An 11983-nucleotide genomic window follows, 5' to 3' on the forward strand; every position below is an offset into this window, starting at 1 on the left:
ACGGGTTACCAGCACTCATTATGAATAAGGGCGTAACATACTTTTACATCAGATAGTCAGTACAAAGGTTATCTGGTTAAAGCCGCCGACAACTGGCCGGGCAAAAATTCGAATGCTGAATCAGTTAGGACAGACGCTATAAATTATTCATAATAAGAATAATTCCCCGCGAGCCTGACATAAGGAACTGCATCACCATCATGCTAATAAAATGGACTAAACGCTTTGTTTTGCTGGTGGTTTTCGTACTGCTTGGCGTGCTGGGTACGCGTGTTTACGACATCCAGAGCCAGCCTGCATTGCAGCGCTGGCATACCTTTGTGCCGCACGAGATGCGCGCGAAAGAGATAGATAAAGCCAGCTGGCAGGATTACATCAATGCGGAAAACCGTCTTTTTGAGGCAGTTCGCGTCAATGTCACCGACAAGTTAGCCCCTGATGAGCAGATCCCCTTCAATCGCTATTACGCCAAAAGCGCGAATTATCCTGGCCATTTTGCTGTCGACTGGAATCGCTCCTTTATCCTGAAACCGCAGGGCCAGCCGAAAGGGGCGGTGGTGTTACTGCATGGGCTCACCGACTCGCCCTACAGCATGCGGCACATCGCGATAAACTATCAGCAGCACGGCTACGTGGCGATTGGCATTCGTTTACCCGCGCACGGCACGGTACCCGGAGCTCTCACGGATGTGGACTGGCAAGACTGGGCTGCTGCCACCCGGCTGGCGGTACGAGAGGCAAAAGCGCTGACGGCAAAACAGCTGCCATTGCATCTGGTGGGATATTCAAGCGGTGGGGCGCTGGCGTTGAAATACGCGTTGGATGCGCTGGATGACCCCATGCTGGCGAAACCGCAGCAGGTGATTCTGATCTCACCGATGATCGGTATTACCGCTTTTGCCCGTTTTGCCGGGGTTGCGGGCTGGCCGGCGGTGTTTCCGGCATTTGCTAAAGCCGCGTGGCTTGGCATTGTCCCCGAATATAATCCTTTTAAATACAACTCGTTCCCGGTCAATGCCGCGCGTCAGTCTTACGGGCTAACCCAGGCGCTGCAAACGCAGCTGCTTGCCGCTTCCCGACATCACACGCTGAATGCGCTGCCGCCGATACTGACCTTCCAGTCGGTAGTGGATTCGACGGTCAGCACCGCCGCCGTCATTTCCGGCTTATACGAAAGGCTGCCGGCAAACGGCAGCGAAGTGGTGCTGTTTGACCTGAATCCGGCGGCGAGCGTGACGCCATTGCTGCGGGCCTCGTCGACGACGGCGCTCTCCCGGATGCTGCCCTCGCCACCGCGAAAATACGGCGTCACCATCGTGTCGACCGCCTCGACAACCTCCACCGATAGCGAAGCGCGCACTCTTCCTGCGGGTGAAGTGAATGACATGGTTGAACCGTTGGGCATTGAGTATCCGCGCGATATTTATTCGCTGTCCCACATTGCGCTACCCTTCCCGATGAGTGATTCCCTCTATGGATGTTACCCCGAACCGCGAAATGAATATGGGATTAGCCTGGGCACTTTCGCCGCACGCGGTGAGCGTTCGACGCTGGTCGTGGAACTGGATTTCTTGATGCGAATGTCATCTAACCCATTCTTCCCCTATATGATTAATCGTGTTGACCACACCATGACCCCTTAGAGCATCGCGTATGAATATTTTTCTTGTCAGTGAACAAGGCGAGCTGGTTTTGCAAAAGGGCAGCCAGCTGATTGTTGAGTTTGCAAACGGCATGCGGCTTGAGCTCTCTGAAAGCCCCACACCTTTACCGCCGACCATTCCTCACGGTCTGTCTATTCGTAGCGATTGTCAGCCTCCGGTGCCATTGAATATCACGCCCGTGGCGGCAAACGGCATTGTCGTGGCCCTGGGTCAGAAAAATAGCGTTGGTATAACGATGCATATTGCCGATGCGGCGCGCTGTCTGCAGACAGTCAAAGGCAACAAGGTATTGATCAGGCTGAATAATGGTAAAACCGTCGAAGTGATGGAGGATTACGCCCGCCGTGGCCTGCTTATCTGGGGAGGGCGTGAGCCCATTCCCGGTCTGCCTATGGACGAAGTGAAAGCCAGAACCGAGAGCCTGGGCCTGTACCCGCTGGCCAGTAACCTGATTCACCTCTTTCCCTGGCGGCTGGAATAGGGGGACGCGATGCGTTTGTTGCTGATATGATGCTTTTATGTGAACAACAGGGGCAGTGCATGAACGCCGACTCGACAGCAACACGCTTCAAATTCCCAGGCTGGATTGACGTCGTCGAAAGATGTGTTAACCGTGTTTCTCCGCGATCATCATCAGAACAGAGGGCGCGCAGCGATGGCCGTCAATTTTGATCTTAACGATCTCTATGCGTTTCGCGCGTTGGTGGAATACAGCAACTTTCGCCTTGCAGCAGAATCAATTTGTCTTTCGCAGTCGGCATTAAGTCGCCGGATTGAAAAGCTGGAGTCGGCGCTGGGGGTTAAGCTGTTCGACAGAACCACCCGCCACGTGACGTTGACGCTCTACGGGCAGACTTTTGCGGAACGTTCCGGTCAGTTGCTGATGAACGTCGAGTCGGTGCTGGCCGACGTCAATAAAGCGAGCCAGGATCGCGTTGGGTTAGTGACGGTAGCGACGGTGCCCTCTGCGGCATATTACTTTATGCCGGATGTGATTCGTCGCTTCCAACTGCGTTATCCTCGCGTGCGGGTTAAGATAATCGATAGCAGCGCGGGAAACGTCATTGCCGCGGTCGCCAGCGGACAGGCCGACTTCGGCATCTGCTTTGCGTGCAATTTACAGCCGGATATCGAGTTTTTGCCGTTGGTGGCGGACGTCTACGTGGCGGCCTGCCGACGCGATCATCCCATCGCCCGTCAAAAAAGCCTGACGTGGCAGGCATTTTATCAATACGACTATATCAGCCTCGATAAAACTTCCGGCAACCGTAATTTGCTCGATCAAATGCTGGGGGACGTGACGCCAGAGCGGCCCAGCATCTGTGAAACGCGGCATGTGACGACGATGCTGGGGATGGTTGAAGCGGGGATTGGCATCGCTGCGGTGCCCGCCATGTCGATGCCCGCCGCAGAACACTCGGTCTTAACCCACCGTCCGCTGACTCACCCGGAGGTGAAACGGACGGTGGGGCTTATCAGACGTAACGGGCGGATGCAGTCCTATGTCGCTGCCGAGTTAGAAAAGCTCATCACCGAACAGTATCATGTTGGACACCGCCACGGAGCTTAAGGCGCTGGCGGCTTCAATGACTGGTTTGCAGCGAGAGCGCCCGGCGGCGATACAGATACAGCGTCGCTAACAACGCGCAGACGGCGGCAAAGCTCATCCAGTAGCCCGGTGACGCTTTATCGCCGGTATATTCAATTAATGCGGTTGATATCACCGGCGTGAATCCGCCAAATACCGCGGTCGCCAGGCTATACGCCAGTGAAAACCCCGCCACCCGTACTTCTACCGGCATAATCTCCGTTAACGCGGGGATCATTGCGCCGTTATACAAGCCGTAGATAAAAGAAAGCCACAGCAGCACTGTCAGCATCATGCTGAAGCTCGGGGCGTGAGCCAGCATGCTGAGTGCGGGGTAGGCGGTGATGAGCGCCAGCAGCGCCATCGTCACCAGCACCGTTTTGCGGCCAAAACGATCCGACAACGCGCCGCCAATCGGCAGCCAGATAAAGTTAGAGATGGCGACCAGCAGGGTGACCAGAAGACTGTCGGATGCACTGAGCATCAGCACTTTTTTACCGAAAGTCGGGGCATAGACGGTAATCAGATAGAAGGCGGTTGTCGTCATAGCGACCATCAGCATGCCCGCTACAACAACCTGCCAGTTGGCCAGCAGGGTTTTGAAAACTTCCCGCATCGCCAGATGATGGCGACGGGTCTGGAACTCCTGCGTCTCTTCCAGCTTGCGGCGCAGCAAAAAGATAAACGGTACGATCAGGCAGCCGAACAGGAACGGAATTCGCCAGGCCCAGTCGTGGATCGTACTCTCTTCCAGCGCCATATTCAGCGCAAAGCCCATCGCCGCGGCCACCATAATCGCCACCTGCTGGCTACCTGACTGCCAGCTGGTATAAAAGCCCTTATTGCCCGGCGTGGCAATCTCTGCCAGATACACCGATACACCGCCCAGCTCCGCACCCGCGGAAAAGCCCTGCAACAGACGGCCACAAAGTACCAGCAGCGGCGCCCACAGGCCGATGGCCTGATAAGAGGGGATTAGGACGATCAGAAACGTGCCGGCAGCCATGATAGAGAGCGTGACAATCAGCCCTTTACGGCGTCCCACTTTATCGATGTAAGCGCCCAGCACAATCGCGCCGATTGGCCGCATCAGAAAACCGGCGCCAAAGACGGCAAAAGTCATCATCAGCGAGGCGAATTCGCTGCTGGCGGGGAAAAAGGTATGCGCGATGTAGGTGGCGTAAAAACCGAACAGGAAAAAATCGAACTGCTCCAGAAAGTTACCTGAAGTGACGCGCAAAATTGCGCCAGCCCTTGCCTGAATGGTCATTGTTGTAGCAGGTAGATGCATTTTTATCTCCAGTCTGTTCGTGACGCTTATAGTGCGCCTGTTTCAGCAGACTGGATCAGGACAATGAAGGAGATAAGCGCATTAAAATCATCGACTGATGCGTATTACGCATTAATCAGCGTTAACAATTTTATGCAGTCAGTTGCAACATGGCTTTAACAAGTATCTGTTGTGCGAAGGGGATTGATCGCATGCCAAAAATGATGACTGCGTTTTGTGACCGGGATCATTTCGGCAGATAGCCCGGTGAGGGCTGGCTACGCGACAGAGCGCGTAGCCACAGGGAGGATCACCTTACTGAATGCAGCGCGGCGTCGCTCTTATTGCCATATTTATTGAGCACTTGCTCAATCACCGAGGCCAGCTCGTTAATCTCAAACTTGGCGACGTAGCCATCGGCGTTAACCTTGCGGATGTGATCTTCGTTAGCGTTGCCCGATAGCGAAGAGTGGATCACCACCGGGATATTTCGCAGACGCGGGTCAGTTTTGATCTTGCGGGTGAGGGTAAAACCGTCCATCTCCGGCATCTCGAGGTCGGTCAGCACCAGGGCGATTTTGTCGCTCACCGGTACCCCTTCCTGCGCAGCCTGCTGGGCAATCAGCTCAATTTTCTCCCACGCTTCTTTGCCGGTGACGTGCAGCTGCGCGGGAATATCCATGGCCTTGAGCCCTTTTTCCAGCATCGCGCGCGCCACTTTCGAGTCTTCAGCGACTATGGCCGTTGCCCCCGGCTTAATGTTGAACTTACGCGGATTGAGCGCTTTGGCGTGCAGATCGTGGTTTGACGGGGTGATGTCATACAGAATTTGCTCCACGTCGATAACCATGGCCAGGTTGTTGCTCTCCTGATGGTCGTCGAGGCAGGCGATGCTGGTGATGTACTTACCATTGACCGCTTTCTCGGCGGTGTGGATCTGCGTCCAGTCGAGGCGGGTGATGTTCTCAACCGATTCCACGGCGAACGCCTGCACGCTGCGGGCGTATTCGGTAATCAGCAGAATATTCAGTCCGTTGCTCGGGGTGCACCCCGTGACGGCGGCGAGATCGATAACCGGGATGATCTGATCGCGAATATTCACCATCCCCATCAGCGGCGGCTTGATACCCGCGGGACGGGTGAAGCTCGGCATCGGGACAATTTCGCGCAGCTTAAAGACGTTGATGCCGTACAGCTCTGAAGCCTCGCTCTGCGAGGCTTTGCCCAGGCGGAACAGCAGCAGCTCAAAACGGTTGGACAGGGTCAGGTTAGCCCTGTCGTCGATCTCTTTCTGGAAGTTATCCATGGTGCCCTCAGTATGATACAGCGTGAACTTATTAGCTGAGTTATCGGCACGCTGAGGCAAAACGTTATTCTGGCGTGAAGGTGGCGAAATCCTCCGCCAGCTCGCAGTTCGCAAAGTGGCTCTGGCACTCGGCCAGCAGACGGCGACAGCCTTCGGCATCGTAGCGCGAACTCACGTGAGTGATAATCAGCCGCCTGGCGTTGGCCGCCAGCGCCAGTTTAGCGGTCTGCTCGCTTGAGGAGTGACCGCGGCTATTGGCTTTCTCCGCCATCGCCGCTTCCAGCGTGGCCTCGTGGACCATCAGATCAACGTCACGGGCCAGCGCCAACGCCGCTTCGCAGGGGGCGGTATCGCCAAAAATGGCGATTTTTTTGCCGGGGGTCGCCGGGGCGAGATAGTCAGCGCCGTCGATGATACGCCCATCCGCCAGCGTAATGCGCTCGCCTGCTTTGAGCTTCTGGAACAGCGGGCCGAAGGGGACGCCGTCGGCAATCAGCCGTTTTGCGTCCAGCGCACCGGGTTTGTCGTGTTCTTCAACGCGAAAACCATAGCACTCTACCGGATGATTTAGCGGGTAGGCGGTCACTTTGCGCAGCCCGTCATCAAAGATCTCGCCGGCGCTGATCTCCACTATCGTCAGCGGGAAGTCGGTCCATGAACCACTCAGGCGCAGCGTCGTTTCAACAAACGCTTTCAGCCCCGTTGGGCCGTACAGCGTCAGTGGCTGAGCGCTACCGGCCATTGAGCGGCTGCAAATCAGCCCCGGCAGGCCAAACAGATGGTCGCCGTGCAGGTGGCTGATAAAAATACGCTCAATCTTGCCTGGGTTAAACGGCGTATGCAGCAACTGGTGCTGAGTGCCTTCACCGCAGTCAAAAAGCCACAGCCCGGGTTGGGTCGGATGTTGCAGGTTCAGCAGCATTGCTGTTACGTTGCGGGTACGGGTTGGCACGCCCGCGGATGTGCCTAAAAAAGTCAATTGCATAGTGCCGCGCCCCTGGCGGTAAAAATAAGGTCTAAGGAGCCTACCATGATTCGCTGGCAAGATTTGCACCATTCTGAACTCACCGTCCCGGCGCTGTACGCGCTGCTGAAATTGCGCTGCGAAGTGTTTGTGGTGGAGCAAACCTGTCCGTACCTCGATGTGGACGGTGACGATCTGCTGGGCGAGAACCGTCATCTGCTGGGCTGGAAGGATGACCGGCTGGTGGCTTACGCGCGTATTCTGGTGAGCGAGGAAGAGATTGAGCCGGTGGTGATTGGCCGGGTCATCGTCAGCGCCGATGTGCGCGGCGAACGTTTAGGCCATCAGCTTATGACGCGGGCCGTCGACGCGTGCCAGCAGCGCTGGCCGCAGCGGGCGCTCTACCTCGGCGCACAGGCGCATCTGCGCGATTTTTATGCCCAATATGGCTTTATTACCGTCACTGACGTTTATGACGAGGACGGCATTCCGCACGTGGGTATGGCGCGCGAAGCGGTGCGCGCATAACCGCGAATTCTGGCTATAGTAAAAGACAAAGTCCGTTGATTTTCAGTGCGATATTGCCTTCGCGCTTATTTACTCCCTAATCGTGGGTACTGCAATTTACGGGTAGTACCCCTTATACTATGTGGTTTTTATGATAGGGAGGTTGGCGTGCGTTCGATTTTAGCGGCGTTGCAGCGCCTGTCAGCGCTTCTGGCAGACGATTTTCCCGCGTTGCCCGGCATGCGAATCCTTGAAGCAGCTTTCCCTCTGAATGATGCCTTTGACCCGCTCGCCTGGCTGAACGGTCAGGCGGTCTGGCCACAATTTTACTGGCAGCAGCGCAGCGGCAAGGAAGAGATTGCCGCGCTGGACACCGTGTGCACGTTCTCCTCGTTGGCGCAGGCGAATGCCTTTCTTGCTACGCTGCCGCGTGATGACATCCGCGTGTGTGGCGTTAATGCCTTTGAACCGACACGCGGCACGCTGTTTTTGCCGCGTCTGGAATGGCGACGTGAAGCAGGCCGGGCCACCCTGCGGTTGAATCTGTGGAGCGAGACTTCGCTGGCACAGGACGCCGAGCGGGCGCGGGCCTGTCTGGCGGCGCTCAGCGCCCATCATTCCTCTGCTGAACTCTCGCTGCATCAGGAGAGCGAAACCCATCGTCTAGGCAAAGAGGGCTGGTGTCGGCTGATTCAGCAGGCGACCCAGGCGATCCGCGACGGTGAGTTCACGAAAGTGGTGCTGGCGCGCGCGACGGACCTCACTTTCAGCCATGCGCCGGACGCCGGTGCGCTGATGGCCGCCAGTCGCCGGGTCAATTTCTCTTGCTATCATTTCTACATGGCCTTTGACGCTCGCCGGGCGTTTCTGGGGTCATCGCCGGAACGTTTATGGCGGCGACGTGGCGTGCAGCTGCTGACCGAGGCGCTTGCCGGAACGGTGGCCGCGCATGACGATCCGGTCATCGCGCAGCGGTTGGGCGATTGGCTGATGCACGACGATAAGAACCAGCGGGAAAACGGTCTGGTGGTTGATGATATCTGTCAGCGGTTGCAGGACGTCACGCACGCGCTGGATGTGCTGCCTGCGGAAATCGTCCGCCTGCGTAAGGTGCAGCATCTGCGCCGCCGCATTCAGGCAGAACTCACGCAACCGGACGACACGCTGTGCCTGCTCCAGCTTCAGCCGACGGCGGCGGTCGCCGGGTTACCCAGAGCGGCGGCGTTGGCGTTTATTGACCATTTTGAACCGTTTACCCGTGAAGAGTACGCGGGGTCCGCGGGCTATCTTTCGCGGCAGCAGAGTGAGTTTTGCGTCGCGCTGCGTTCAGCCAGGGTGGAGGACAAGACCGTGCGGCTGTATGCGGGGGCCGGGATTGTCGAAGGCTCCGACCCCGAGCAGGAGTGGCAGGAAATCGAAAATAAAGCGGCGGGGCTGCGCTCATTGCTATTCTCTGAATAGAACATTATCGACTCATATCAAAATCCTACGCTGTCGTAGTCTTTATACTGAGTCGCAATATTTGATACCGGACAAATTCATGTCAGTAAGCGCATTTAACCGACGCTGGGCGGCGGTGATTCTGGAAGCTTTAACCCGTCATGGCGTGCGCCACGTTTGCATTGCCCCCGGGTCGCGTTCAACGCCGCTCACTCTTGCGGCGGCGGAAAACCGCGCCTTTATTCATCATACCCATTTTGATGAACGCGGCCTTGGTCATCTGGCGCTGGGCCTGGCGAAAGTGAGCCGCCAGCCGGTGGCCGTTATCGTCACCTCCGGTACCGCGGTGGCGAACCTCTATCCTGCGCTGATTGAAGCCGGGCTGACCGGTGAAAAAATTATTCTCCTCACCGCCGACCGTCCGCCGGAGCTGATTGACTGCGGCGCGAATCAGGCGATTCGCCAGCCGGGAATGTTTGCTTCGCACCCTTCGCAGACCGTATCGCTACCGCGCCCGAGCCAGGATATTCCAGCTCGCTGGCTGGTATCGGTGGTGGATGATGCGCTGGGTGCGCTGCATTCTGGCGGCGTTCACATTAATTGCCCGTTCGCGGAACCGCTGTACGGCGATATGGATGACACCGGGCTGGTCTGGCAGCAGGCGCTGGGCGACTGGTGGCAGGGAGATAAACCCTGGCTGCGCGAAGCGCTGCATCAGGAGAGCGCGGTCCAGCGCGACTGGTTCTTCTGGCGGCAGAAACGTGGCGTAGTGGTGGCGGGGCGCATGAGCGCGGAAGAGGGCAAACGCGTCGCCGAATGGGCCAAAACGCTGGGCTGGCCGCTGATTGGCGACGTGCTGTCGCAAACCGGGCAACCGCTGCCCTGCGCCGATCTGTGGCTGGGCAATCCGGCGGCGGTCAGCGAGCTGCAACAGGCGCAGCTTGTGGTGCAAATCGGCAGCAGCCTGACCGGCAAACGGGTGCAGCAATGGCAGCTTGCCTGCGAGCCGGACGAATACTGGCTGGTAGACTCGCTCCCCGGCCGCCTGGACCCGGCACACCATCGCGGGCGTCGACTGGTCAGCAATATCGAGCAGTGGCTGGAGAAGCATCCTGCTGAAAAACGCGCGCCGTGGGCCACGGTTATTCCGGCGCTCTCCGCGCAGGCCTGGCAGGCGGTGGCTGCCCAGAGCGAGCGTTTCGGCGAGGCGCAGCTGGCGCACCGTATTCGCCACTATCTGCCGGATCAAGGGCAGCTGTTTGTCGGTAACAGTCTCGTGGTGCGCCTGATTGATGCTTTAGGCCAGCTGCCTGCGGGCTACCCGGTCTACAGCAATCGCGGCGCCAGCGGGATTGACGGGCTGATTTCGACGGCGGCTGGCGTACAGCGCGGCAGCGCGCGGCCAACGCTGGCAATCGTCGGCGATCTTTCGGCGCTCTACGACCTTAACGCGCTGGCGCTGCTGCGCCAGGTCTCCGCGCCGCTGGTGCTGATTGTGGTCAACAATAACGGCGGGCAGATATTTTCGCTGCTGCCGACGCCGGTGGAAGAGCGCGAGCGTTTCTACGCCATGCCGCAGAACGTGCACTTTGAACATGCGGCGAAAATGTTTGGCCTGAACTACCATCAGCCGCAGGATTGGGCAGCGCTGGAGTCCGCGCTCGCTGCCGCCTGGCGTGCGCCGGCAACCACGGTGATTGAACTGGTGGTTAACGACACCGACGGCGCGCAAACGCTGCAACAACTGCTGGCGCAGGTGAGTCATCTATGATTCTCCACGCCGTCGCCGAGCGGGGCGACCCAACGCAGCCGTGGCTGGTGTTCCTGCACGGATTTTCCGGCGACCATCGGGAATGGCGGCCGGTGGGCGAACGCTTTACGCGCGCTAACCGGCTGTATATTGATCTTCCTGGGCATGGTAGCTCGGCGAACGTGCAGGTAGACGGCTTCGCCGACGTGGATGCGTTGCTCACGGCGACGTTGCTTAGTTACAACATACTTAATTACTGGCTGGTGGGATACTCGCTGGGCGGCCGGGTGGCGATGCACTACGCCTGTGGCTCGCGGGCAGACGGCGTGGCAGGCGTTATCGTCGAAGGCGGTCATCCCGGCCTGATGGACGACGCCGAACGCGCGCAGCGCTGGCGCAACGACCGACAGTGGGCGCAGCGTTTTGCCCAGCAGCCGCTGGCTGAGGTCTTTGCCGACTGGTATCAGCAGCCGGTGTTCGCCAGCCTGACCGCCGAACAGCGCGATGCGTTGGTGGCGCTACGCCAGCAGAACCACGGCGTTGGGCTGGCGGCGATGCTGCTGGCCACCTCTCTCGCGGTGCAGGACGATCTGCGTCCGGCGCTGCAAGCCCGTACTTTCCCTTTCTGGTATCTCTGTGGCGAGCACGACCGCAAGTTTCAGGCGATTGCCGAAACGCTGGTTCTGCCTTGCCATATTATTCGTGATGCCGGACACAACGCGCACCGGGAAAATCCCGCAGGCGTCGTCGCGTGTCTGGCGCAGATTTTGCCTGCTAACTTATAGGAATCGCTATGATTTATCCTGATGAAGCTATGCTGTACGCCCCTGCCGAGTGGCACGACTGTTCCGAAGGCTTTACCGACATTCGTTATGAAAAATCGGCTGACGGCATCGCTAAAATCACCATCAATCGCCCGCAGGTACGCAACGCGTTTCGTCCGCTGACGGTCAAAGAAATGATCCAGGCGCTGGCGGACGCGCGCTATGACGACAATGTCGGCGTGATCATTTTAACCGGCGAAGGTGATAAAGCCTTCTGCGCCGGCGGCGACCAGAAAGTACGCGGTGACTACGGCGGCTACCAGGACGACAGCGGCGTACATCACCTGAACGTTCTCGACTTCCAGCGTCAGATTCGCACCTGCCCGAAACCGGTGGTGGCGATGGTGGCTGGCTACTCCATCGGCGGCGGCCACGTGCTGCACATGATGTGCGACCTGACCATTGCGGCGGAAAACGCCATCTTCGGCCAGACCGGCCCGAAAGTCGGCTCCTTCGACGGCGGCTGGGGCGCGTCTTACATGGCGCGCATCGTGGGTCAGAAAAAAGCGCGTGAAATCTGGTTCCTGTGCCGTCAGTACGATGCCAAAGCGGCGCTGGATATGGGCCTGGTGAACACCGTGGTTCCGCTGGCGGATCTGGAAAAAGAGACCGTGCGCTGGTGCCGCGAAATGCTGCAAAACAGCCCGATGGCGCTGCGCTGCCTGAAAGC

The 11983-nt window shown here is 58.2% G+C and carries 11 protein-coding genes; 8 read left to right on the plus strand and 3 right to left on the minus strand.

The window, feature by feature from the left end; translation table 11 throughout:
- The first annotated feature begins 200 nt into the window (after positions 1-200).
- The 3 genes from ACW14G_RS13560 (at position 201) to ACW14G_RS13570 (ending at position 3234) form a co-directional block, all read left to right on the plus strand.
- A complete protein-coding gene (locus ACW14G_RS13560; RefSeq protein WP_249022979.1) occupies positions 201-1643 on the plus strand; it encodes an alpha/beta hydrolase in 1443 nt (480 codons plus the stop codon).
- A gap of 10 nt (positions 1644-1653) precedes the next feature.
- Positions 1654-2145, plus strand: coding sequence for a hypothetical protein (locus ACW14G_RS13565; RefSeq protein ID WP_249022980.1), 492 nt, complete (start codon positions 1654-1656; stop codon positions 2143-2145).
- Positions 2146-2319: 174 nt separating this feature from the next.
- Positions 2320-3234: a LysR family transcriptional regulator gene (locus ACW14G_RS13570; RefSeq protein WP_163449052.1), complete on the plus strand. Its 915-nt coding sequence runs from the start codon at positions 2320-2322 to the stop codon at positions 3232-3234.
- Between the two features lie 13 nt (positions 3235-3247).
- Here ACW14G_RS13570 and tcuC read toward each other — a convergent pair whose 3' ends face one another.
- From tcuC to rnz, 3 genes are all read right to left on the minus strand, one after another.
- Complete coding sequence (gene tcuC, locus ACW14G_RS13575; RefSeq protein ID WP_249022981.1) at positions 3248-4543, minus strand: MFS transporter; 1296 nt, start codon at positions 4541-4543, stop codon at positions 3248-3250.
- 289 nt (positions 4544-4832) lie between these two features.
- Positions 4833-5828, minus strand: a complete 996-nt coding sequence (locus ACW14G_RS13580) for a chemotaxis protein (protein WP_064544072.1) — start codon at positions 5826-5828, stop codon at positions 4833-4835.
- A gap of 64 nt (positions 5829-5892) precedes the next feature.
- Entirely contained in the window at positions 5893-6813 is a 921-nt protein-coding gene (gene rnz, locus ACW14G_RS13585) for a ribonuclease Z (protein WP_419058220.1), read from the minus strand.
- 45 nt (positions 6814-6858) lie between these two features.
- On the opposite strand from rnz, the gene ACW14G_RS13590 reads away from it, so the two are divergent.
- From ACW14G_RS13590 to menB, 5 genes are all read left to right on the plus strand, one after another.
- Positions 6859-7320 carry a GNAT family N-acetyltransferase gene (locus tag ACW14G_RS13590; protein ID WP_223803030.1) on the plus strand — a complete coding sequence of 154 codons (462 nt, stop codon included), beginning with the start codon at positions 6859-6861 and terminating at the stop codon, positions 7318-7320.
- Positions 7321-7467: 147 nt separating this feature from the next.
- Positions 7468-8760: an isochorismate synthase MenF gene (menF, locus tag ACW14G_RS13595; protein WP_249022983.1), complete on the plus strand. Its 1293-nt coding sequence runs from the start codon at positions 7468-7470 to the stop codon at positions 8758-8760.
- A 79-nt stretch (positions 8761-8839) separates the two neighbouring features.
- On the plus strand, positions 8840-10510 hold the full coding sequence (menD, locus tag ACW14G_RS13600; protein WP_455648620.1) for a 2-succinyl-5-enolpyruvyl-6-hydroxy-3-cyclohexene-1-carboxylic-acid synthase: 1671 nt from the start codon (positions 8840-8842) through the stop codon (positions 10508-10510).
- Positions 10507-11274: a 2-succinyl-6-hydroxy-2,4-cyclohexadiene-1-carboxylate synthase gene (gene menH, locus ACW14G_RS13605; protein ID WP_249022985.1), complete on the plus strand. Its 768-nt coding sequence runs from the start codon at positions 10507-10509 to the stop codon at positions 11272-11274. Before menD ends, menH begins: the two co-directional genes overlap by 4 nt.
- 8 nt (positions 11275-11282) lie before the next feature.
- The coding region (gene menB / locus ACW14G_RS13610; RefSeq protein WP_455648621.1) for a 1,4-dihydroxy-2-naphthoyl-CoA synthase at positions 11283-11983 on the plus strand (701 nt) is incomplete at its 3' end.

This window comes from Kluyvera sp. (assembly GCF_965301105.1).